General features: G+C 45.9%; 17 protein-coding genes. 16 read left to right on the top strand and 1 reads right to left on the bottom strand.

Translation table 11 applies throughout. The annotated features are described in order from the left end of the window. The first annotated feature begins 8 nt into the window (after positions 1–8). The 11 genes from murE (at position 9) to lpxC (ending at position 13504) form a co-directional block, all read left to right on the top strand. A complete protein-coding gene (murE, locus tag DA100_RS12910) occupies positions 9–1493 on the top strand; it encodes a UDP-N-acetylmuramoyl-L-alanyl-D-glutamate--2,6-diaminopimelate ligase (protein ID WP_138972520.1) in 1485 nt (494 codons plus the stop codon). Further along, positions 1490–2848 carry a UDP-N-acetylmuramoyl-tripeptide--D-alanyl-D-alanine ligase gene (gene murF / locus DA100_RS12905; RefSeq protein ID WP_138972519.1) on the top strand — a complete coding sequence of 453 codons (1359 nt, stop codon included), beginning with the start codon at positions 1490–1492 and terminating at the stop codon, positions 2846–2848. Before murE ends, murF begins: the two co-directional genes overlap by 4 nt. Continuing rightward, a complete protein-coding gene (gene mraY / locus DA100_RS12900; RefSeq protein WP_138972518.1) occupies positions 2845–3927 on the top strand; it encodes a phospho-N-acetylmuramoyl-pentapeptide-transferase in 1083 nt (360 codons plus the stop codon). The genes murF and mraY overlap by 4 nt, the downstream gene beginning before the upstream one ends. Before the next feature lie 13 nt (positions 3928–3940). Continuing rightward, positions 3941–5266 (top strand): UDP-N-acetylmuramoyl-L-alanine--D-glutamate ligase, encoded by a 1326-nt coding sequence (murD, locus tag DA100_RS12895; protein WP_138972517.1) that lies wholly within the window; start codon positions 3941–3943, stop codon positions 5264–5266. A 15-nt stretch (positions 5267–5281) separates the two neighbouring features. Next, the gene (ftsW, locus tag DA100_RS12890) at positions 5282–6481 is read left to right on the top strand and encodes a cell division protein FtsW (protein WP_138972516.1); all 1200 of its coding nucleotides are present in this window, start codon (positions 5282–5284) and stop codon (positions 6479–6481) included. Beyond that, positions 6468–7529, top strand: a complete 1062-nt coding sequence (murG, locus tag DA100_RS12885) for an undecaprenyldiphospho-muramoylpentapeptide beta-N-acetylglucosaminyltransferase (protein ID WP_138972515.1) — start codon at positions 6468–6470, stop codon at positions 7527–7529. Before ftsW ends, murG begins: the two co-directional genes overlap by 14 nt. 12 nt (positions 7530–7541) lie before the next feature. Next, positions 7542–9002 carry a UDP-N-acetylmuramate--L-alanine ligase gene (gene murC / locus DA100_RS12880; RefSeq protein ID WP_138972514.1) on the top strand — a complete coding sequence of 487 codons (1461 nt, stop codon included), beginning with the start codon at positions 7542–7544 and terminating at the stop codon, positions 9000–9002. Positions 9003–9185: 183 nt separating this feature from the next. Beyond that, the gene (locus DA100_RS12875; RefSeq protein WP_138972513.1) at positions 9186–9968 is read left to right on the top strand and encodes a cell division protein FtsQ/DivIB; all 783 of its coding nucleotides are present in this window, start codon (positions 9186–9188) and stop codon (positions 9966–9968) included. Continuing rightward, positions 9961–11223, top strand: a complete 1263-nt coding sequence (gene ftsA, locus DA100_RS12870) for a cell division protein FtsA (RefSeq protein ID WP_138972512.1) — start codon at positions 9961–9963, stop codon at positions 11221–11223. Before DA100_RS12875 ends, ftsA begins: the two co-directional genes overlap by 8 nt. A gap of 30 nt (positions 11224–11253) precedes the next feature. Continuing rightward, positions 11254–12489, top strand: coding sequence for a cell division protein FtsZ (ftsZ, locus tag DA100_RS12865; RefSeq protein ID WP_138972511.1), 1236 nt, complete (start codon positions 11254–11256; stop codon positions 12487–12489). A 97-nt stretch (positions 12490–12586) separates the two neighbouring features. Beyond that, positions 12587–13504, top strand: coding sequence for a UDP-3-O-acyl-N-acetylglucosamine deacetylase (gene lpxC / locus DA100_RS12860; RefSeq protein WP_138972510.1), 918 nt, complete (start codon positions 12587–12589; stop codon positions 13502–13504). A gap of 57 nt (positions 13505–13561) precedes the next feature. Here lpxC and DA100_RS12855 read toward each other — a convergent pair whose 3' ends face one another. Then, a complete protein-coding gene (locus DA100_RS12855) occupies positions 13562–14014 on the bottom strand; it encodes a DciA family protein (protein ID WP_138972509.1) in 453 nt (150 codons plus the stop codon). A gap of 319 nt (positions 14015–14333) precedes the next feature. Here DA100_RS12855 and secA point away from each other — a divergent pair, with 319 nt between their 5' ends. The 5 genes from secA to carB all read left to right on the top strand — a co-directional run bounded on the left by secA (position 14334) and on the right by carB (position 23479). Continuing rightward, on the top strand, positions 14334–17060 hold the full coding sequence (secA, locus tag DA100_RS12850) for a preprotein translocase subunit SecA (protein WP_138972508.1): 2727 nt from the start codon (positions 14334–14336) through the stop codon (positions 17058–17060). A gap of 199 nt (positions 17061–17259) precedes the next feature. Then, the gene (gene mutT, locus DA100_RS12845) at positions 17260–17658 is read left to right on the top strand and encodes an 8-oxo-dGTP diphosphatase MutT (RefSeq protein ID WP_138972507.1); all 399 of its coding nucleotides are present in this window, start codon (positions 17260–17262) and stop codon (positions 17656–17658) included. A 96-nt stretch (positions 17659–17754) separates the two neighbouring features. Next, a complete protein-coding gene (gene dapB, locus DA100_RS12840; RefSeq protein WP_138972506.1) occupies positions 17755–18564 on the top strand; it encodes a 4-hydroxy-tetrahydrodipicolinate reductase in 810 nt (269 codons plus the stop codon). A gap of 525 nt (positions 18565–19089) precedes the next feature. Beyond that, positions 19090–20229: a glutamine-hydrolyzing carbamoyl-phosphate synthase small subunit gene (gene carA, locus DA100_RS12835; protein ID WP_138972505.1), complete on the top strand. Its 1140-nt coding sequence runs from the start codon at positions 19090–19092 to the stop codon at positions 20227–20229. A gap of 16 nt (positions 20230–20245) precedes the next feature. Further along, a complete protein-coding gene (carB, locus tag DA100_RS12830) occupies positions 20246–23479 on the top strand; it encodes a carbamoyl-phosphate synthase large subunit (protein WP_138972504.1) in 3234 nt (1077 codons plus the stop codon). The last annotated feature ends 166 nt before the right edge of the window (positions 23480–23645 follow it).

Below are 23645 nucleotides of genomic sequence, written 5' to 3'. Positions count from 1 at the left end.
AGTTTGATATGTCCAAGGAACTGACCTTAGCCGCCTTACTTTCCCCGTGGTTGGATATTTCTGCTGAAGATAGTGCCAGTATGGTCGTGCAACGACTAGAACTCGATAGCCGCAAAGTCACTCAAGGCACGACGTTTGTTGCGATTAAAGGTCATGCCGTTGATGGTCGACGTTTTATCCCTTCAGCAATAGAGCTGGGCGCAAACGCGGTGATTGCTGAGGCGTGTGACTTGCATCCTCATGGTGAGGTAACGAATGTCTCTGGAGTGAGTGTTGTCTATATCAACCAACTCAATCAGCATCTATCCGCTCTCGCTAGCCAACTTTATCCGCTGGCCAAGAACAAGCTCATTGGCGTAACGGGAACGAATGGTAAAACCACGATTACCCAGATTATGGCGCAGTGGCTTGATCTTGTTGGCCAGAAAGCAGCCGTTATGGGTACTACGGGCAATGGTTTTCTCTCTGACCTGCAACCCGTAGCTAACACGACAGGCAATGCGATAGAAATTCAGCAAACTCTGTATCGATTAGAAGGGCAGGGGGCGCGATACTCCGCGTTGGAAGTTTCTTCACATGGCTTGGTTCAAGGGCGCGTTAAAACTCTACCGTTTGAAGTCGGCGTGTTCTCCAATCTTAGTCGTGATCACCTCGATTATCATGGCACGATGGAAGAGTATGCCGAGGCAAAGTTTTCGCTATTTAGCCAACATCAGTGCAAAGCGGCGGTGATTAACGTTGATGATGAAGTCGGGGCTTGTTGGATTCAACGCCTAGATTCGGCCATTGCGGTTTCTCTTCAGCCAACGGATTACCCGAATGCAGTATGGGCTCAAAGTGTAAGTTATAGCGAAGCAGGAATAACGTTATCCATTGATGGGGTGTTTGGGCGTGGAGAATTTACGGTCGCACTTATCGGTGAGTTCAATGCAAGTAATGTCTTAGTGGCATTAACCGCACTACTCGCACTTGGTATCGACAAACAAGCGTTGTTTGATGTGGCTGGTTCCTTAAAACCAGTACTCGGTCGAATGGAGCTATTTACAGCAAATGGCAAAGCGAAAGTTGTGGTCGATTATGCGCATACCCCAGATGCATTAGAAAAAGCATTGCAAGCGCTTCGTGTTCATTGCCATGGCAAGCTATGGGCAATCTTTGGTTGTGGTGGTGATCGTGATAAGGGTAAGCGTCCAATGATGGCTGCGATTGGTGAAAGTCTGGCTGACAAAGTGATATTGACCGATGATAACCCACGTAGTGAATCTCCGGCAGCAATCGTAGAGGACATGCTGGAAGGAATGCAGAATCCCCAACAAGCCATTATTGAGCACAATCGATTTAATGCGCTCAAGCATGCCCTCGCTCATAGCAGTGAGTTGGACATTATCTTACTTGCTGGCAAAGGGCATGAAGATTATCAAGTGATGGCGGACAAAACTATCCAATATTCAGACCGAGAGTCTGCGCTACAACTTTTGGAGGTGTCGTTATGATTACCTTGATGTTAAGCCAAATCGCGCAAGCATTAGACGCTGAGCTAATTGGTAATGACACGGCAATAGAATCTGTATCAACGGATACACGAGTGATTGAAACTGGTGCTCTTTTTGTTGCACTGGTTGGCGAATGTTTTGATGCCCATGACTTCGTTGCACAAGCGGTTGAGTCAGGTGCTGGTGCTTTGTTGGTCAGTAGAGTCGTGAACAGTGATGTCCCGCAACTGTTGGTCAAAGATACTAAACTGGCTTTGGGTCAGCTTGGTTCACTGGTTCATCATACTTGTCAGACCCCTACTGTTGCGATCACGGGCAGTGCTGGTAAAACAACCGTCAAAGAGATGGTTGCGAGCATTATGGCGCAGCAAGGACGAGTTTTGTTTACCGCTGGGAATTTCAATAACGACATCGGTGTTCCACTAACATTGCTGCGTTCAACGCCTGAAGATGACTATGCCGTTATTGAGATGGGTGCGAACCACATCGGAGAAATTGCTTACACGACCAATCTGGTCAAAGCAGACGTTGCGTTAGTCAATAATGTTGCTGCGGCGCACTTAGAAGGTTTTGGCTCTCTTGATGGCGTAAAACAAGCGAAAGGTGAAATCTATCAGGGATTAAAACCTGGCTCGGTCGCGATTATCAATTTAGACAGTCATGGTGGAGATTACTGGCAAGATGTTCTCGCTGACAAACAGGTAAAAAGTTTTTCAGTTGTTGATTCCGATGCCGACTACTTTGCCAAAGAGATCGGTCTCAATACGTGTGGTGAAGCCAGCTTTACTCTGGTTTCACCGTTTGGCGAGATTGCAGTCAAACTTGGCATTGTTGGTCAACACAACGTTGCTAACGCATTGGCGGCGACAGCATTGGCGTTAGAACTGGGCGCCAATCTAGAAATGGTACAAACCGGCTTGGCTCATTTAAGCAAAGTTAAAGGTCGAGTTGAGGTGATTGAACTCAACGACAAGATCAAGCTTATTGACGATAGTTATAATGCCAGCGTACCCGCGATGAAAGCCGCGGCGGATCTGTTGGCGAGCTTCAAGGGAATTCGTTGGTTAATTTTGGGTAATATGGCTGAGTTAGGCGATGAAAGTCTTGCACTTCACCGTCAAGTCGGAGAACATGCAGCCCCATTCGAATTCGAACACGTGCTCACATATGGCGCTGATGCAAAAGCGATCAGCAATGAGTGTGATGGTCTTCATTTTGATAGCCATCAGAGCATGATTGATTATATTAAACAGCAGATAGTACAGCATCAAGAACCACAAACACTGCTAGTCAAAGGGGCAAATAGTGCTGGAATGAGTAAAGTCGCTACTGCTGTCAAGGAGATGTATACATGATTATTTGGCTCGCGGAGCTACTACAGCCATATTTTTCATTCTTCCGATTATTTGAGTACCTGTCGTTTCGTGCGATTGTGAGTGTACTTACCGCGTTAGGTATTTCATTGTGGATGGGACCAATCATGATCCGCCGTTTGCAGTTATTGCAGATCGGTCAGGTGGTTCGAAATGAAGGTCCTGAGTCTCACTTCAGTAAACGCGGTACGCCTACAATGGGTGGGATAATGATTCTGACGGCCATTGTAACGACGGTTCTGTTATGGACGGATCTCTCAAACCCTTATGTATGGTCAGTTCTGGCCGTTCTTATTGGTTACGGTGCAGTCGGGTTTGTTGATGACTACCGCAAGGTGGTACGTAAAAACACCGATGGTTTGATTGCTCGCTGGAAGTACTTTTGGCAGTCTGCTATTGCGCTGGTTGTCGCTTTCGCGCTATACGCTCATGGTAAAGACACCGCGGCCACTCAGCTAGTGGTACCGTTTTTCAAAGAGGTCATGCCTCAACTTGGCTTGATGTACATTGTACTGACTTACTTCGTTATTGTCGGCACCAGTAATGCGGTGAACTTGACCGATGGCCTGGATGGCCTAGCGATTATGCCAACGGTATTAGTTTCAGCTGGTTTTGCGGCTATTGCTTGGGCGACGGGCAACGTCAACTTTGCTAATTACCTACATATTCCATACATTCCGCAAGCGTCGGAGCTAGTGGTCGTTTGTACCGCAATAGTGGGCGCAGGACTTGGTTTCCTATGGTTCAACACTTACCCAGCACAAGTGTTTATGGGTGATGTGGGATCACTCGCCTTAGGTGGTGCGCTTGGTACCATTGCCGTGTTGGTTCGTCAGGAGTTTGTTTTAGTGATTATGGGGGGTGTTTTTGTAATGGAAACGCTTTCTGTAATCTTACAGGTCGGTTCCTATAAGTTGCGTGGTCAACGTATTTTCCGTATGGCACCAATTCACCATCATTACGAGCTAAAAGGTTGGCCTGAACCACGAGTGATCGTTCGTTTCTGGATCATCTCTATTGTGCTTGTTCTTGTCGGTTTAGCGACGCTTAAAGTTCGATAAGGAAGTTCACACCATGACCACGGATCGTTGGCAAGGTATTGAGAAAGTCGTTGTTGTAGGGCTCGGTATCACCGGGCTCTCTGTCGTTAAGTACTTAACCTCATTACAGAAAACGCTAGATGTTCGCGTTATCGATACGCGTGAAAACCCACCGGGCAGTGAAGCCTTACCACAGGGGATTGCGCTACATAGTGGAAGTTGGAATCTGAACTGGTTACTTGAAGCTGATCTGGTTGTGACTAATCCCGGAATTGCTTTAGCGACGCCCGAAATTCAGCAGGTGCTCGCCAAGAGTATCCCTGTTGTTGGCGATATTGAGCTGTTTGCGTGGCAAGTCGATAAACCAGTGATCGCCATTACTGGCTCAAATGGTAAGAGTACCGTCACAGATTGGACGGGGCAGGTTGCTAAAGCGGCCGGTCTTACAGTCGGTGTTGGCGGCAACATTGGTGTGCCTGCGTTAGATCTTCTTGCGTTGGATGCGGACTTATATGTTCTAGAACTGTCCAGCTTCCAGTTAGAAACGACGCGCTCATTAGCGCCAAAAGCGGCGGCGCTTTTGAATCTATCTGAAGACCATATGGATCGTTACCAAGGTATGGAAGATTATCGCCAAGCGAAGTTGCGCATCTTTGAGCATGCTGAAGCTTGTGTGGTCAACGCTGACGATAAACAAACCTACCCAGACCATGATGGGCATAACCTGATCGAGTTTAGTCTGGTTGAGCCAACCCAGTTTGCCGTTACTGCGCAGCATGGTATCGAGTATATTTCAGTCAATGGCACGCTTATTTGTCCTACATCGGAACTCTCACTTGTTGGTCGTCATAATGTTGCCAACGCATTAGTGGTATTAGCCTTGTTAGCGCAAGTCGGCGTTGATATCGAAAAAGGCTTAGCTGCGTTGAAATCTTACCGCGGTTTGACACATCGCTGCCAAGTGGTTGCCGATAATCGTGGTGTTAAGTGGGTCAATGATTCGAAAGCGACGAATGTCGCCAGCACTATGGCAGCCTTGGCGGGTCTTGAGCTGGAAGGCACCCTGTATCTTTTAGTGGGTGGTGTCGGTAAAGGTGCTGATTTCTCTCAGTTAGAACCGATACTCAAGCCTTTGAAGCTGCAATTGTGCTGTTTTGGTGAGGACGGTGACCAGTTTATGCCGCTTCACCCAAGCGCTCAGCGTTTTGACGATATGGAAGAGATCATTCAGTGGTTAGCGCCCAATGTGATTGCCGGAGATATGGTATTACTTTCTCCAGCCTGTGCCAGCTTTGACCAGTTCAGTAATTTTATGGCTCGTGGAGATGCATTCACCGAGCTAGCGAAAGCTTACGCATAAATAACGTAGGGAACTATGCAAATTCGAAACGTTTTTGGCAGCATCAAACGTTGGGTGACTACATCGTCACCCGAAGCCCTGTATGACCGACAGTTAGTATGGATCTCTTTGGGGTTGATGCTGACTGGGCTGGTGATGGTGACCTCTGCTTCGTTTCCAATCAGTTCTCGGTTAACTGACCAACCTTTTCACTTTATGTTTCGCCACGCTATTTTTTTGGTGCTGGCCATCTCCACCTCGGCCGTTATCCTTCAAGTCCCGATCAAGCGTTGGTTAGAGTTCAGTACTTGGCTTTTGTTGCTTTCAATCGGACTACTCATCGTCGTGCTCGTTGCGGGTAAATCGGTGAACGGTGCTTCGCGATGGATTCCATTAGGCTTGTTTAACTTACAGCCAGCAGAAGTCGCCAAACTGTCGTTGTTCATCTTCATGTCTGGTTATTTAGTGCGAAAGAGTGAAGAAGTTCGGTCCAGCTTTTTCGGCGGTTTTATCAAGCCGATTATTGTCTTCGCAACGCTGGCGAGTTTACTGTTGCTCCAGCCTGACTTAGGGACCGTCATCGTGATGTTGGTTACTCTGTTTGGTATGTTGTTTATTGCTGGAGCCAAGCTGACTCAGTTTCTCGCTTTAATGGTCGTAGGCTTGGTTGCGGTTGCAACGCTTATCTATATCGAACCTTACCGCATGCGCCGTGTTACCTCTTTCATGGACCCGTGGGATGACCCATTTGGTAGTGGATATCAGTTAACTCAATCTTTGATGGCATTTGGCCGTGGCGAGTGGTTCGGCCAAGGGTTAGGCAACTCAATTCAAAAATTGGAATATCTACCAGAAGCGCATACTGACTTTGTCTTCGCCGTGCTAGCCGAAGAGTTAGGTTATGTGGGGGTTGTACTGGTATTGATGCTGATTTTTAGTTTGGTGTTAAAAGCGATTTATATTGGTCGTAAGGCATTTGAAAACAACCAACTCTTTGGTGGCTATTTAGCATTTGGTATCGGGATTTGGTTTGCTTTCCAAACTCTAGTTAACGTCGGTGCTGCTGCGGGTATGGTACCCACCAAAGGTTTGACGTTACCTCTGATCAGTTATGGTGGTTCGAGTTTGATCGTCATGGCTGTTGCCGTTTCCATTTTACTGCGTATCGATCATGAGTGCCGATTGGGTAGTGCAGAAACACAAGAACAAAAGTTAAATACAGATGAAAACGAATAAAAGATTAATGGTTATGGCTGGCGGGACAGGTGGCCATGTTTTCCCGGGACTTGCCGTAGCGAAAAAGCTTCAGTCGCAAGGTTGGGGTATTCGCTGGTTGGGTACTGCTGATCGTATGGAAGCGGATTTGGTGCCGAAACACGGTATCGAGATCGATTTTATCAAAGTAAAAGGTCTACGCGGTCAAGGCATTGGCCGATTAATTGCCGCACCATTGCAGATTATCAATGCTGTGTTTCAGGCGAGAGCTCATATGAAGCGTTGGAAGCCAGATGCAGTTCTTGGTATGGGTGGCTACGTAAGTGGACCGGGCGGAATCGCCGCATGGTCACTTGGTATCCCTGTTGTTTTGCATGAACAAAACGCAGTCGCGGGCCTGACAAATCAATGGCTATCTAAGATAGCTCGTCAGGTTTTTCAGGCTTTTCCAGGGGCTTTCCCAGCGGCTCCAGTTGTTGGTAACCCTGTGCGTGAAGATGTGGTGGCCATTGACCCGCCAACTAGCCGGATGGGTCAGCGTGATGGTGATATCAGAATTTTGGTTATGGGAGGCAGCCAAGGTGCTCAGATCCTTAACCGAACGTTACCTGAAGTGATGGCTAAGCTTGGCAGTGGCTATCAGATTCGCCACCAGGCTGGTAAAAACAACCAGCAGGAAGTAGCGCAAGCATACGCCGAGCATCAAGTCGAGAGCGCGGAAGTGGTCGAGTTTATCGATGATGTAGCCGCGGCTTATCAATGGGCCGATCTACTTGTGTGTCGCTCAGGTGCGCTGACCGTATCTGAAGTATGCGCTGCGGGTGTCGGGGCTATCTTTATCCCGTTTATGCATAAAGATAGACAGCAGGCCTTGAATGCTGACCATTTGGTAGAGTGTGGCGCAGCAAAAATGATTGAGCAGCGTGACCTCACCGTAGAGAAACTTGCGAACGAAATTCAACAGCTAGATCGCGCGGCTTTGCTTGATATGGCAAAGAAAGCACGACACGCTGCTAAGTTAGATGCAGATAGTGTGGTCTCTGAAGCCATTATTGCACTGACGAAATAACGAGAAAGAATCATGACAGTTAAACATACTCAAGATTTGGCTCAGATTAGAGCTATGGTGCCAGAGATGCGCCGCGTAAAATGCATTCACTTCATCGGTATTGGTGGTGCAGGTATGAGCGGTATTGCCGAAGTATTACTGAATGAAGGATATCAAATTTCTGGATCAGATATTGCGGCTAATGTGACGACAGAACGTCTGATTAAGAAAGGCGCGACAGTATTTATTGGTCATGCAAAAGAAAATGTTTCAGAGGCGAGTGTTGTCGTTGTTTCAACTGCCATCAATGAAGAAAACCCAGAGATAATAGCGGCGCGCGCAGCACGTATTCCGGTCGTTCGTCGTGCTGAAATGCTTGCTGAGTTAATGCGCTTCCGCCACGGCATTGCGGTTGCTGGTACACATGGTAAAACCACAACCACTGCACTTGTCACACAAATTTACTCAGAAGCTGGCTTAGATCCAACGTTCGTTAATGGCGGTCTTGTTAAGAGTGTCGGAACTAACGCTCGTCTCGGTTCGAGCCGTATCTTAATTGCAGAAGCGGATGAAAGTGATGCTTCATTCCTACACCTTCAGCCAATGGTCAGCATCGTCACCAATATCGAAGCTGATCATATGGATACCTATGGTGGTGATTTTGAGACTCTAAAGCAGACATTTATCGATTTTCTTCACAACCTTCCATTTTACGGTCAAGCGATCGTATGCATTGATGATCCTGTGGTACGAGAATTGGTTCCAATCATTAGCCGTCAGGTGATCACCTATGGTTTCTCTGAGGATGCGGATGTACGCATTACTCATTACCGACAAGAAGGGCAACAAGGCAAATTCACCGTTATTCGCCATGGCAAACCGGATTTAGATATTACTCTCAATATTCCTGGTAGGCACAACGCACTGAATGCGTCTGCGGCAATCGCGGTTGCTACTGAGGATGACATCAGTGATGAGGCCATTCTAAAAGCCATGGCCGGAACTCAAGGTACAGGACGCCGATTTGAACACCTTGGTGAGTTCAATACCGGTAATGGTCAGGCCATGCTGGTCGATGATTATGGACATCATCCAACGGAAGTTGATGTGACCATTCAAGCTGCACGCAATGGTTGGCAGGATAAACGTCTCGTTATGATTTTTCAGCCTCACCGTTATAGCCGAACACGAGATCTTTACGATGATTTCGCCAATGTACTCGAACAAGTTGATGTTCTGATCATGTTGGATGTTTATTCTGCAGGTGAGAAACCTATCTCGGGAGCCGATGGACGCTCTTTATGTAGGACTATTCGTAGTCGCGGTAAGATTGATCCGATTTTTGTTCCAGATAGCAAGGCGTTACCTTCAGTTCTCGCTAATGTTTTACAAGATGGTGACTTAGTACTAACTCAAGGTGCGGGTGATGTTGGTAAGGTAGCGAAACAGCTCGAAGCTCTTGAGTTAAATATCGATAAGATGTCTCAAGCTTGATTTAAACATTGAATTTTGACTAATTGCGTCACTTATTCGGTTTTAAGTGGCGATTTCTTAACATCAGTGTTTGATACTTTCTATGACGCCAGTATAATCCGAAGGTTAAAGTAAGTGCTTTTGCCTCTATATACGAATTGAGATAGGGAAAATAAGCGAGCTAATTGGCAAGGACTATGGACTTTGATTAAAAGTGCTTTTAATGAAGGCCGTCGTTTAACCTCTAAACCACTAGTTAAAGAACACGCTCTAGGTGGCGCATTCTTGCTGGTGGTATTGTTGTTAATAGGCTCTCTCCTTTACTCTACGATCTCTTGGATGTGGGATGACCAGCGTCTTCCGCTATCTAAAATCGTGCTCCAGGGTGAATTACATTACGTTTCAGCAGCTGATGTACAGCGAGCATTTGCTCAGCTTGATCATGTTGGAACGTTTATGTCGCAGGATATTAACGTGCTACAAAATGTAGCCGAGTCTATCCCCTGGGTATCACATGCCTCAATTCGTAAACAATGGCCTGACACGGTTAAAGTCTTTCTTACTGAGTTTCATGCAGAGGCTATCTGGAATGGCAATGCACTACTCAATGAAGATGGGCAAGTTTTCGACGGTGACATAGCCAAATTGGATGAAGAGCGAGTAAAACTTTATGGACCGCAAAACAGTAGCGAAGAAGTGTTGCGAGTGTGGCGTGAGATCAGTCCAAAGTTTCAGTCACTTAACTTAACGATTACTTCCTTGGTGTTGAATGAACGCCGAGCTTGGCAGATTATCCTAGATAACGGAATTCGCCTCGAGCTAGGCAAAGAGTCACTACAGGAACGGATAGAGCGCTTTGTTTCGCTTTATCAGAATTTGGGTAGCGATGCTCAGCGAGTCAGCTACATCGACCTCAGGTATGATACGGGAGCCTCAATTGGATGGTTCCCAGAACAAGAGTTAGAGCAAGAGAATACAGATGACTAAGACCGCTGATGACAGCATTATTGTTGGTCTTGATATAGGCACTGCAACCGTATCGGCTCTCGTGGGTGAAGTATTGCCTGACGGTCAAATCAATATTATTGGCGCAGGCAGCAGTCCTTCCCGCGGGATGGATAAAGGTGGCGTGAATGACCTTGAATCGGTTGTAAAATCGGTTCAGCGAGCGGTCGATCAAGCAGAGCTGATGGCAGAATGCGATATCACGAATGTGTTTATCTCCCTTTCAGGGCGTCACATTGCTAGCCGAATTGAGAAAGGCATGGGAACCATTTCGGATGAAGAGGTCTCTCAAGAAGATATGGATCGTGCGATTCATACTGCCAAATCAATTAAGATTGGTGACGAACAGCGCATTCTGCACGTTATCCCTCAAGAATTTACGATTGACTATCAAGAAGGGATAAAAAATCCGCTAGGTTTATCAGGAGTGCGCATGGAAGTTAGCGTGCACCTGATCTCTTGTCACAATGATATGGCGAGAAATATCATAAAAGCAGTCGAGCGTTGTGGACTCAAAGTTGAGCATCTGGTTTATTCAGGGTTAGCAGCGAGTAATGCTGTGATCACTGAAGATGAACGAGAGCTTGGTGTTTGTGTTGTAGACATCGGTGCTGGTACGATGGATGTATCCATTTGGACTGGCGGCGCATTGCGTCATACCGAAGTGTTTTCATACGCTGGCAATGCAGTGACAAGTGATATCGCTTTTGCCTTCGGTACCCCAGTTAGTGATGCTGAAGAAATTAAAGTGAAATATGGCTGTGCTCTAAGTGAGTTAGTCAGTAAAGATGATACAGTTAACGTTCCAAGTGTAGGCGGACGCCCATCACGCAGTTTACAAAGACAGACTTTGTCTGAAGTGATTGAGCCTCGTTATACTGAGTTGATGGGACTGGTTAACCAAACTATCGATACCGTACAAGAAAAACTGCGCGAAGAAGGGATTAAACATCACCTAGCCGCAGGAGTGGTGCTCACAGGAGGAGCGTCACAGATTGAAGGTTTGGTAGAATGTGCGGAACGTGTATTCCGCAACCAAGTTAGAGTCGGCAAACCCTTAGAGGTGAGTGGCTTAACTGATTACGTTAAAGAGCCGTATCATTCTACGGCAGTTGGTTTACTTCATTACGCAAGAGATGCACGAGTAAATGATGATACTGAGTATAACGAGCCCTCTCGTGCCTCTGTAACGGGTTTATTTGGTCGTTTGCGTAATTGGATACAAAAAGAGTTTTAACCTGAGCAGCAGGAAAAACGGAGATAACACATGTTTGAACCGATGATGGAAATGTCTGACGATGCAGTAATTAAAGTCGTTGGGGTTGGTGGCGGTGGCGGTAACGCCGTTGAACACATGGTACGTGAATCCATCGAAGGTGTTGAGTTTATTAGTATTAATACTGATGCTCAGGCACTTCGTAAAACCAGCGTGAATAGCGTTATTCAGATTGGTGGTGATATCACAAAAGGACTTGGCGCAGGTGCAAACCCACAAGTTGGGCGTGACGCAGCTCTCGAAGATCGTGATCGAATTAAAGAAGAGCTGAGTGGTGCCGATATGGTATTTATCGCAGCTGGTATGGGTGGTGGTACTGGTACAGGTGCAGCCCCAGTAATTGCAGAAGTAGCAAGAGAGCTCAATATCTTGACTGTTGCTGTAGTGACTAAGCCATTTAGCTTTGAAGGCAAGAAACGCCTAGCGTTTGCTGAACAAGGTATTGAAGAGCTTTCTAAACATGTGGATTCATTAATCACGATTCCTAATGAAAAGCTTCTCAAAGTACTTGGTCGTGGTATTACACTACTTGAAGCCTTTGCGAGTGCTAACGATGTATTGAAGAATGCAGTACAGGGTATTGCAGAGCTGATTACTCGTCCTGGCATGATTAACGTCGACTTTGCTGACGTACGTACAGTTATGTCGGAAATGGGTCATGCGATGATGGGTAGCGGTGTTGCAAAAGGTGAAGACCGTGCAGAAGAAGCGGCTGAAATGGCGATTTCAAGCCCGCTGCTTGAAGATATCGATCTTGCTGGCGCACGTGGTGTACTTGTGAACATCACTGCGGGTCTAGATATGCGTCTAGACGAGTTTGAAACTGTAGGTAATACAGTAAAAGCTTTCGCATCAGATAACGCTACAGTTGTTATTGGTACTTCACTTGATCCTGATATGGCAGATGAAATTCGTGTAACAGTTGTTGCTACGGGTATTGGTAACGAGAAGAAACCTGACATCACGCTAGTTGCGGGCGGTAAGGCGAAAGTTGCGCCAGTTGCTCAGCCACAGACTCAACCACAAGCGGTGACATCTCAGCATGCAACCGTCAATAAAGTGGAAGAGAAAACGGCATCAACTTTGCAAGATAAGCCACAGGTAACTCCTCAGCCAACGACATCTGCGTCGTCTGGTTCGAGTGCAAACCAAAGTGCAGCGCCGAAAGCGGACAAAGAAAGCGGCTACTTAGATATTCCAGCCTTCTTACGTCGTCAAGCTGACTAATACAATCGCAATTTGACACTGTTCAATTTTGTGGTAGCATGCACGGTCAATATCACCATTGACCGTGATTTGTAGCATTTTTACTGAGGCAAAGTAGATGATCAGACAACGTACTCTGAAAGAAATAGTGAAAACAACTGGTGTGGGTCTCCACTCTGGTCGTAAAGTCACACTTACTCTTCGCCCAGCAGCTGCAAATACAGGCATTATTTACCGCCGTACCGATGTAAATCCACCGGTTGATTTTCCTGCGGATCCAGAATCTGTTCGCGATACAATGCTATGTACAGCGCTGGTGAATGATCAAGGTGTACGTATCTCTACAGTAGAGCACTTAAATGCGGCTCTTGCTGGTATGGGCATTGACAACATCGTTGTTGAAGTCGATGCGCCAGAAATTCCAATTATGGATGGCAGTGCGAGCCCGTTCGTATTCTTGTTGCAACAGGCTGGTATTGAAGAGCAAAACGCGGCGAAACGCTTTATTCGCATTAAAAAGCCAGTACGCTTTGAAGATGGCGATAAGTGGGCTGAGTTTGTTCCTTTCAATGGCTTCCGCATGGATTTCGAAATCGAGTTTAATCACCCAGCGATTGATGCAGATGAGCAACACTTGTTGTTTGACTTCTCTTCTCAAGGCTTCGTGAAAGAAATCTCTCGTGCACGTACGTTTGGTTTCATGCGCGATATTGAATACCTTCAATCACAGAACCTAGTTCTAGGTGGTAGCTTCGATAACGCTATCGTGCTTGATGAGTACCGTATCTTGAATGAAGAAGGCCTTCGTTTCGAAAATGAATTTGTGACGCATAAAGTTCTTGATGCAATTGGTGATCTTTACATGTGTGGTCATCCAATTATTGGTGAGTTCCGTGCGTTCAAATCAGGCCATGGCCTAAACAACCAGCTACTTCGTTCAGTACTTGCTGATCAAGAAGCGTGGGAGTGGGTGACTTTCGAAGAAGAATCAACGTCTCCGGTAGCATTTGCCGAGCCAAATGTAGTATTGGCATAAGTAGATTGAATTAAAAAAGCCAGACGAGAGTCTGGCTTTTTTATGCCTACAATAAAACTAATCTTTGTTAGCAAGCTTCGCTAAGCTTTCCAAACGAGCCTTAACTTTAGGTGATGCACCACTGGCAATCATTTCTAAGTACTGAGCGGCTGTTTCAGAAATAGGGTCACGAGGCTTAGATCTCTCTTTTTTCTCTTCACGACTTCGATAAAGATCTGGGTTGATCTGCACCGTTACGCCAATGAGGCGGGCAAAACCTTTTGCTCGTAATTGATTAAGGATATGCAAACGCTCATAGTCGATCTTCATTTTGATCCCTGCACTGGCCACTTCGAGGATCAGTTGATTATCGCGAATGTTTGCCACCCGGCAATGATCTTCCGCGCCTCTGGGCAGAATTGCCTTTAATTCTTTGTTGATCGTCATGATCTCTTTTGCGTGCTGTTGGAGTTGCGAAAGTCGTGAATCGGCAATGATCTCGTCACCTAACGTCGGGCGATGGTCTCTCATAATGAGCCTCAAGTTCCATAGTCAGCCCTATTTTAGTCAAAGGATTGGTCCGAAGATAGGGCAGATAACGAATAAACTTCCATCATATAACGTCAAAAAATAAAGAATGCTTCAAACAAATCACCTTGTTATTGGTTGTCGGAGGCAAAATTTCATAAACTATGCGCCACTTATAGTGATATAAGCCTTGAAATCTAGAGTTCTCATCTCAATATCTGAGTTACGTGATTTATCTCAGTATTCTTAGTAAAAAACTGTTAGAGACTGAAGGCATTGAAATAGATCGGGCCCGATCTAAATAAAGAGAGATTCATAGCAAATGATAACTAAGCTACTGACAAAGGTAATTGGCAGTCGCAATGACAGAACACTGCGACGCCTGAGAAAAATTGTAAAAGAGATTAATAACTACGAACCAACGTTTGAAGCTCTATCTGACGAAGAGTTAAAAGCTAAAACGGTTGAGTTCCGTCAGCGTTTAGAACAGGGTGAAACGTTAGATAAATTACTACCAGAAGCTTTTGCAACGGTACGTGAAGCATCTAAGCGTGTTTATGGCATGCGCCATTTCGACGTTCAGCTTATCGGTGGTATGGTACTGAACGCAGGCCAAATCGCAGAAATGCGTACAGGTGAAGGTAAAACATTAACAGCAACCTTGCCTGCCTACTTAAATGCCCTTCCTGGTAAAGGTGTCCACGTTGTTACGGTGAATGACTATCTAGCCAAACGTGATGCAGAAACAAACCGTCCTTTATTTGAATTCCTAGGTATGACTGTTGGTGTGAACGTGCCTAACATGGCGCCACCAGAGAAGAAGCAAGCTTATCTAGCCGATATTCTGTACGGCACAAACAACGAATTTGGTTTCGACTACTTACGCGATAATATGGCTTTCCGTGCCGAAGACCGCGTACAGCGTGAACGCTTCTTTGCTGTTGTCGATGAGGTGGACTCGATTCTGATTGATGAAGCGCGTACGCCGCTGATCATTTCAGGCCCTGCTGAAGATAGCTCAGAGCTCTACACTCGCATTAATACCCTGATCCCACATCTACAAAAACAAGATAAAGAAGATTCAGAAGAGTACCGCGGTGACGGTCACTACACTGTAGATGAGAAGTCTAAGCAAGTTCACTTGACTGAAACGGGTCAAGAATTTGTGGAAGAGCTAATGATTAAAAATGGACTGATGGAAGAGGGTGACACACTTTATTCACCAACCAATATCAGTCTACTACATCACGTGAATGCCGCTCTGCGCGCTCACGTATTGTTTGAGAAAAACGTCGATTACATCGTTACCGAAGATGGTGAAGTGGTTATTGTTGACGAACACACTGGCCGTACAATGCCGGGACGTCGTTGGTCAGAAGGGCTACACCAAGCGGTAGAAGCAAAAGAAGGCGTGAAGATCCAGAATGAAAACCAGACTCTGGCATCGATCACTTTCCAGAACTATTTCCGTCTATACGAAAAACTGTCAGGTATGACAGGTACCGCAGATACAGAAGCGTTCGAATTCCAGTCTATCTATGGTCTTGAAACGGTTGTTATTCCAACCAACAAGCCAATGATTCGTAACGATATGCCAGATGTGGTTTATCGTACCGAAGCTGAAAAATTCAACGCGATCATCGAAGACATTAAAGAACGTGTTGAGAAAGGTCAGCCATCTCTAGTGGGTACGGTTTCGATTGAAAAATCTGAGCTTCTTTCTAATGCATTGAAGAAAGCCAAAATCAAGCACAATGTTCTTAACGCCAAGTTCCACGAGCGAGAAGCTGAGATCGTTGCAGAAGCAGGTATTCCTGGCGCGGTCACTATCGCTACTAACATGGCTGGTCGTGGTACCGACATCGTGTTGGGTGGTAGCTGGCAAGCGAAAGTAGAGGCATTGCAAAATCCTTCACAAGAGCAGATTGATGCAATTAAAGCTGAATGGAAAGTGGTTCACGACCAAGTTCTGCAAGCGGGTGGTTTGCATATTATTGGTACAGAGCGTCATGAATCTCGCCGTATCGACAACCAGTTACGTGGTCGTTCTGGTCGTCAAGGTGATGCAGGTTCTTCTCGTTTCTACCTATCGATGGAAGACTCACTGCTGCGTATCTTTACCTCTGATCGTATGGCAAGCCTGATCCAAAGTGGTATGGATGAGGGCGAAGCGATTGAATCTAAGATGTTATCTCGTTCGATCGAGAAAGCTCAGCGTAAAGTAGAAGGTCGCAACTTCGATATTCGTAAGCAGTTGCTCGAATACGATGACGTGGCGAATGACCAGCGTAAGGTTGTTTACGAACTTCGCGATGAACTGATGAATGTTGAAGACATCAGCGAAATGATCGAACAAAACCGCGTTGATGTTCTGTCTGCAACGATTGATGAGTACATCCCACCACAATCTCTGGAAGATATGTGGGATATTGAAGGCCTTCAAGAGCGTCTTAAAAATGACTTTGACCTCAATGCCCCAATCAAACAGTGGCTTGAGGAAGACGACAAGCTATACGAAGAAGCATTGCGCGAGAAGATCCTAGATACCGCGGTAGCCGTTTACAAACAGAAAGAAGAAGTGGTCGGTGCGCAAGTACTCCGTAACTTTGAAAAATCTGTCATGCTACAAACGCTAGATACATTGTGGAAAGAACACCTAGCTGCGATGGATCACCTTCGTCAAGGTATTCACTTACGTGGTTATGCACAGAAGAACCCTAAGCAAGAATACAAACGTGAGTCATTTGAACTGTTTGAAGGTCTTCTTGATTCTCTAAAAGCTGACGTGATCACGATTCTTTCTAAGGTCCGTGTTCAACAGCAGGAAGAAGTAGAACGTATGGAAGCTCAGCGTCTTGCTCAAGCTGAAGAAGCGGCTCGACGTGCGCAAGCTCAACATGCGTCTGCTGATAATCAGTTGTCTGATAATGATGAATCGCAAGGTGCTCACCAACCGGTCGTTCGTGATGAACGTAAAGTGGGACGTAACGAACCATGCCCATGTGGTAGTGGTAAAAAATACAAGCAGTGCCACGGACAAATAAACTAATGTCTTGGCTGAGGACAGCGTCGGCAGTGCCTATTTACTCACGTAAACTCCGCATTGCCTGGTTGTCCTTAACGCGTGCTGCTATGGAAAATTGATAATATAAAGAGTCGCGTTTGCGGCTCTTTTTGTATCTAATGTTTGTAATTAGAACAGTCTGCCCCGTTGCAGGGTATGGCAACCAAAGTAATTAGGAAGTCAGATGAAAAGAATCCATATTGTCGCAGGTATTATTTTTAACCTCGATAAATCACAGGTATTCATTACAAAACGTCCAGATGACAAGCATAAAGGGGGCTTCTGGGAGTTTCCTGGCGGTAAAGTTGAGCAGGGTGAAACCATTGAACAGGCCATGATTCGAGAGCTTGAAGAAGAAATTGGTATTACGACTACCGAGCAGCAACCTTTTGAACACTTGGAGTTTGATTATCCAGATAAGTCACTCAAATTTGATTTCATGACAGTGACTCAATTTGAAGGTGAACCCTACGGTAAAGAAGGGCAACAGGGTTTGTGGGTTGCGCTAGATGAACTTGTTAATTACACCTTTCCTGAAGCCAATGTGCCGATTCTAGAGCGAGTAGTAAAAGAGTTTTGCTAACTTGCACTCTATAGCCGACTAGCCATCGCCTATTAATACTGTTAGTTTTATCCAATTGGCTATAAGAACAACTATTCGAAGAATGGAGAAAATGCAATGGTACGTATTGCAATTGCAGGAGCAGCGGGTCGTATGGGCCGCAATCTAGTTAAAGCGACTTACTTAAACCAGCAAGCTCAAGTGGCAGCTGGCTCAGAGCGCCCTGAATCATCATTAGTGGGTGTGGATATCGGCGAATTATGCGGTGAAGGGAAGCTCGATGTTTTTCTGACTGATGACCTAGCAAAAGAGGTTGATAACTTTGATGTGATCATTGACTTTACCGCCCCCGCGAGCACGTTGGCGAATATTGAGCTTTGTAAGCAACACGGAAAGTGCATTGTGATCGGGACAACCGGATTTTCAGATCAAGAACGTGAAATGATTGATCAGCATGCTAAAGCGATCCCTGTTGTGATGGCGCCAAATTACTCGGTTGGCGTTAACCTAGTATTTAAACTTCTAGAGAAAGCCGCCAAAGTAATGGGTGATTACTGCGATATCGAAATTGTAGAAGCTCACCACAGACATAAAGTTGATGCTCCTTCAGGGACTGCTATTGGTATGGGCGAAGCGATTGCTGAAGCTATGGGCAATAAGCTCAATGACGTCGCCGTATACGCACGTGAGGGTATTACGGGTGAACGTACAAAAGATGAAATCGGCTTCGCAACCATTCGTGCAGGCGACATCATTGGCGAACATACCGCTATGTTTGCTGATATTGGTGAGCGTGTTGAGATTACACACAAGGCGACCGATAGAATGACGTTTGCCAACGGTGCTGTGAAAGCCGCGGTGTGGCTAAAAGAGAAGCCAGCCGGTTTTTATACAATGACAGATGTACTTGGACTCAATGAACTCTAATTTGAGGTGAATGGGTCAACACGATCAAATCATTAAAGCAATATTAAATAATTATGCGCTGGGTTATCCCGGCGCTTTTTGTATCTGCCTATAGTTATGGGTTGTCATACCCTTTATTAAAGTGCAGTGACTAGTTAAGTTTAGTTGTGTTTTTGGCGATTATGGTCGCTTATTGGCATTAAATGCTTAAAAGTGAGAGTTAACTTTGGTGGTGCAACGTTTGCGTAAATCATGGCTAAAAAAATGTGATCTTAAATCTGTTATGGTTAGTGAGATTCACCGTATTTTCATGAACACGATTGCTAATCGCGACTAAACTTGTTTTTTTGGGGGTCTAAAACCATTTTTTGTTTTAACTGCTTTAAATAGTAAATTTATTTTCATGTCTATGTTGACACGAACCGCAAGCGTCTTTAGAATACCGCCAATTTGTCTAAAATACCTATTTGCGCTTTTTTATTGCGCCAAGGAAGGCAAATTTGCAGTTAAATTTATTATTTTTGCATTTTTATTCTGGAGGTTGTCTTGAGTAAATCAGCACTGTTAGTCCTAGAAGATGGGACAGTGTTCCGCGGTGTTTCCATTGGAGCAGATGGTTTATCCGTTGGTGAAGTTGTTTTTAATACCTCGATGACGGGGTACCAAGAAATCCTCACTGATCCTTCCTATTCCCAACAGATCGTCACCCTTACTTATCCTCACATTGGCAATACCGGTACTAATACCGAAGACGAAGAATCTTCTTCAATCCACGCACAAGGCCTTGTGATTCGCGATCTTCCTCTTATCGCTTCTAACTTCCGTAACCAACAATCCCTTTCTGACTACCTTAAATCGCAAAATATCGTCGGCATTGCTGATATCGATACGCGTAAACTTACTCGTATTTTGCGTGAAAAAGGTGCACAGAACGGTTGTATCGTCGCTGGTAACAACTTAGACGAGGCTCTAGCTCTTGCTAAAGCGAAAGAATTCCCTGGCCTAAAAGGTATGGACCTTGCGAAAGAAGTTACAACAAAAGAAGCGTACCAATGGAAACAGGGCTCGTGGACGCTTGAGGGTGGACTTCCTGAAGCGCAAGACGATAGCGAGCTGCCATATCATGTTGTTGCCTACGACTTCGGTGCAAAACGCAACATCCTGCGTATGCTTGTTGACCGAGGCTGCCGCCTAACCGTTGTGCCTGCTGAAACTTCAGCGGAAGAAGTCTTAGCTCTGAATCCAGATGGCGTATTCTTATCGAACGGCCCTGGCGATCCAGAACCATGTACTTACGCAATTGAAGCGACAAAAGTATTCCTAGAAAAAGGTTTGCCAGTCTTTGGTATCTGTCTTGGCCACCAAATCCTAGCACTAGCTTCTGGTGCGAAGACTGTGAAGATGAAGTTCGGTCACCATGGTGCTAACCACCCAGTTAAAGACCTAGACCGCAATGTTGTGATGATTACTTCTCAGAACCACGGTTTTGCGGCGGATGAAGCAACGCTACCTGAGAACTTGCGTGCAACTCACGTGTCACTATTTGATGGCTCTCTTCAAGGTATCCACCGTACGGATAAGCCAGCATTTAGCTTTCAAGGTCACCCTGAAGCAAGCCCAGGTCCACATGACGCGGCTCCGCTATTTGACCACTTTATCGAACTAATCAAACAACACAGCGCTTAATTCGGAGTAGTAGAGAATGCCAAAACGTACTGACATAAAAAGTATTCTAATTCTAGGTGCAGGCCCGATTGTTATCGGTCAGGCATGTGAGTTTGACTACTCTGGTGCTCAAGCATGTAAAGCACTGCGTGAAGAGGGGTACCGAGTAATTCTTGTTAACTCGAACCCAGCAACCATCATGACTGACCCAGACATGGCGGATGCCACTTACATTGAACCAATTCAATGGGAAGTCGTGCGTAAGATCATCGAAAAAGAGCGTCCAGATGCGGTTCTCCCAACGATGGGTGGTCAGACAGCGCTTAACTGTGCACTAGACCTAGAGAAGCACGGCGTCCTTGCCGAATTCGGTGTAGAGATGATTGGTGCAACGGCTGACGCTATCGATAAAGCAGAAGACCGTTCTCGTTTCGATAAAGCGATGAAGTCTATCGGCCTTGAGTGTCCACGTGCTGATACGGCGAAAACAATGGAACAAGCTTACGCTGTTCTGGATATGGTTGGCTTCCCTTGTATTATTCGTCCTTCATTCACTATGGGTGGTACCGGTGGTGGTATCGCGTATAACAAAGAAGAGTTCGAAGAGATCTGTCGTCGTGGTCTTGACCTTTCTCCAACAAACGAACTGCTAATCGATGAATCTCTAATCGGTTGGAAAGAGTACGAGATGGAAGTGGTTCGTGATAAAGCGGACAACTGTATCATCGTATGTTCTATCGAGAACTTCGACCCAATGGGTATTCACACGGGTGACTCAATTACAGTTGCTCCAGCTCAAACGTTGACCGACAAAGAATACCAACTGATGCGTAACGCATCTCTAGCGGTACTGCGCGAAATTGGTGTTGAAACAGGTGGTTCTAACGTACAGTTTGGTATCAACCCGAAAGATGGCCGCATGGTTATCATCGAGATGAACCCTCGTGTATCTCGCTCTTCTGCTCTAGCTTCTAAAGCAACAGGTTTCCCAATCGCGAAGATTGCAGCGAAACTGGCTGTTGGTTTTACGCTTGATGAGCTACAAAATGACATCACGGGTGGTGCAACTCCAGCATCATTCGAACCAACTATCGACTATGTAGTAACAAAGATTCCTCGTTTTAACTTCGAGAAATTCGCAGGTGCTAACGATCGTCTAACAACTCAGATGAAGTCCGTTGGTGAGGTTATGGCGATCGGTCGTAACCAACAAGAATCTCTACAAAAAGCACTTCGTGGTCTAGAAGTTGGTGCAAATGGTTTTGACGAGATGGTTGACCTAGATGCGCCAGACGCACTAACAACTATTCGCCATGAGCTGAAAGAAGCCGGTGCCGAGCGTATTTGGTACATCGCTGATGCATTCCGTGCTGGTATGTCAGTCGATGGCGTATTCAACCTAACGCAAATTGACCGCTGGTTCCTTGTTCAAATTGAAGAACTTGTTAGCCTAGAAAACCAAGTTAAAGCGGGTGGCTTTGCTGGTCTAACTGAAGATGTTCTGCGTAAGATGAAGCGCAAAGGTTTCTCTGATGCTCGTCTATCTTCAATCCTAGGTGTATCGGAAAGCGAAATCCGTCGTCTGCGTGACCAGTATGATATTCATCCGGTATACAAACGTGTTGATACGTGTGCGGCTGAATTTTCATCTGATACGGCTTACATGTACTCATCTTACGATGACGAATGTGAAGCTCAACCGACAGATAGAGATAAGATCATGGTTCTTGGCGGAGGTCCAAACCGTATCGGCCAAGGTATTGAATTTGACTACTGTTGTGTTCACGCATCACTCGCTCTGCGTGAAGATGGTTACGAAACTATCATGGTCAACTGTAACCCAGAGACCGTTTCTACCGATTACGATACGTCTGACCGTCTGTACTTCGAACCTGTAACACTGGAAGATGTACTTTCAATCGTGCGTGTTGAGAAGCCAAAAGGCGTTATCGTTCAGTACGGTGGTCAGACTCCACTTAAACTGGCTCGTGCGCTTGAAGCCGCGGGTGTACCAATCATTGGTACTAGCCCAGATGCAATCGACCGTGCCGAAGATCGTGAGCGTTTCCAAGCAGCAGTTGAGCGTTTAGGCCTGTTACAGCCAGAAAACGCGACCGTAACCACTATGGAACAAGCGGTTGAGAAGTCGAAAGAAATTGGCTTCCCACTTGTTGTACGTCCTTCCTATGTACTTGGTGGCCGTGCGATGGAAATCGTATACGATGAGCAAGACCTACGTCGTTACTTCAATGAAGCGGTTAGCGTATCGAACGAGTCGCCAGTTCTTCTTGACCGTTTCCTAGATGATGCAACGGAAGTTGATATCGATGCTATCTGTGACGGTGAGCGTGTGGTTATCGGCGGTATCATGGAGCATATCGAGCAAGCGGGCGTTCACTCAGGTGACTCGGCATGTTCACTTCCTGCTTACACGCTAAGCCAAGAAATCCAAGACAAGATGCGCGAGCAAGTTGAGAAGCTAGCCTTCGAACTTGGTGTACGTGGTCTAATGAACACTCAGTTCGCAGTGAAAGATAACGAAGTTTACCTAATTGAAGTCAACCCACGTGCTGCACGTACGGTTCCATTCGTATCGAAAGCAACAGGTGCACCACTAGCGAAAATTGCTGCACGTGTTATGGCGGGTCAATCTCTAGAGTCTCAGGGCTTCACTAAAGAGATCATCCCACCATACTACTCAGTGAAAGAAGTTGTACTACCATTCAACAAATTCCCAGGTGTTGACCCACTGTTAGGCCCTGAAATGCGCTCTACTGGTGAAGTGATGGGTGTCGGCGCAACGTTTGCTGAAGCTTACGCTAAAGCAGAACTTGGTTGTGGCGCGGTTTACCCAGAAGGTGGTCGTGCGCTACTGTCTGTTCGTGAAGGCGATAAACAGCGTGTAGTGGACCTTGCTTCTAAACTAACTAAGCTTGGTTACCAACTAGATGCAACGCATGGTACAGCGGTAATTCTAGGTGAAGCGGGTATTAACCCTCGTCTAGTGAACAAGGTACACGAAGGTCGTCCACACATTCTTGACCGTATCAAGAACAATGAGTACACCTATATCGTCAACACGGCTTCTGGTCGTCAAGCGATTGAGGATTCTAAAGTACTACGTCGTGGCGCACTGGCAGAGAAAGTAAACTACACAACGACGCTAAACGCAGCTTTTGCTGTATGTATGGCACACACTGCAGACGCGAAAACGTCGGTAACTTCAGTTCAAGAGCTGCACGCAAGAGTCGCGGCGAACGAAGCGAAATAAAAATCAGTAGGCTCGCAACAGAGCTTATATGACAACCTCATTGCCCGCTCATTTGAGCGGGCTTTTTTATCTCGATATTGTTGAAAATATGGAATGGGTTATAGTCGAATCTTTCTCTAAGTGAATTGTTAACTTGATGATATTTTGATTAACAGATAGCTGATAA

This window comes from Vibrio sp. Hep-1b-8 (assembly GCF_006124995.1).
Classification (GTDB): Bacteria; Pseudomonadota; Gammaproteobacteria; order Enterobacterales; family Vibrionaceae; genus Vibrio.
This window is presented reverse-complemented; position numbering and strand designations above follow the sequence as displayed.

Excerpts from the sequence above, each read along its gene's own strand:
- murE (WP_138972520.1), top strand. The coding sequence starts at position 9 with ATGTCCAAGGAACTGACCTTAGCCGCCTTACTTTCCCCGTGGTTGGAT.
- murF (WP_138972519.1), top strand. The coding sequence starts at position 1,490 with ATGATTACCTTGATGTTAAGCCAAATCGCGCAAGCATTAGACGCTGAG.
- mraY (WP_138972518.1), top strand. The coding sequence starts at position 2,845 with ATGATTATTTGGCTCGCGGAGCTACTACAGCCATATTTTTCATTCTTC.
- murD (WP_138972517.1), top strand. The coding sequence starts at position 3,941 with ATGACCACGGATCGTTGGCAAGGTATTGAGAAAGTCGTTGTTGTAGGG.
- ftsW (WP_138972516.1), top strand. The coding sequence starts at position 5,282 with ATGCAAATTCGAAACGTTTTTGGCAGCATCAAACGTTGGGTGACTACA.
- murG (WP_138972515.1), top strand. The coding sequence starts at position 6,468 with ATGAAAACGAATAAAAGATTAATGGTTATGGCTGGCGGGACAGGTGGC.
- murC (WP_138972514.1), top strand. The coding sequence starts at position 7,542 with ATGACAGTTAAACATACTCAAGATTTGGCTCAGATTAGAGCTATGGTG.
- ftsA (WP_138972512.1), top strand. The coding sequence starts at position 9,961 with ATGACTAAGACCGCTGATGACAGCATTATTGTTGGTCTTGATATAGGC.
- ftsZ (WP_138972511.1), top strand. The coding sequence starts at position 11,254 with ATGTTTGAACCGATGATGGAAATGTCTGACGATGCAGTAATTAAAGTC.
- lpxC (WP_138972510.1), top strand. The coding sequence starts at position 12,587 with ATGATCAGACAACGTACTCTGAAAGAAATAGTGAAAACAACTGGTGTG.
- DA100_RS12855 (WP_138972509.1), bottom strand. The coding sequence starts at position 14,014 with ATGAGAGACCATCGCCCGACGTTAGGTGACGAGATCATTGCCGATTCA.
- secA (WP_138972508.1), top strand. The coding sequence starts at position 14,334 with ATGATAACTAAGCTACTGACAAAGGTAATTGGCAGTCGCAATGACAGA.
- mutT (WP_138972507.1), top strand. The coding sequence starts at position 17,260 with ATGAAAAGAATCCATATTGTCGCAGGTATTATTTTTAACCTCGATAAA.
- dapB (WP_138972506.1), top strand. The coding sequence starts at position 17,755 with ATGGTACGTATTGCAATTGCAGGAGCAGCGGGTCGTATGGGCCGCAAT.
- carB (WP_138972504.1), top strand. The coding sequence starts at position 20,246 with ATGCCAAAACGTACTGACATAAAAAGTATTCTAATTCTAGGTGCAGGC.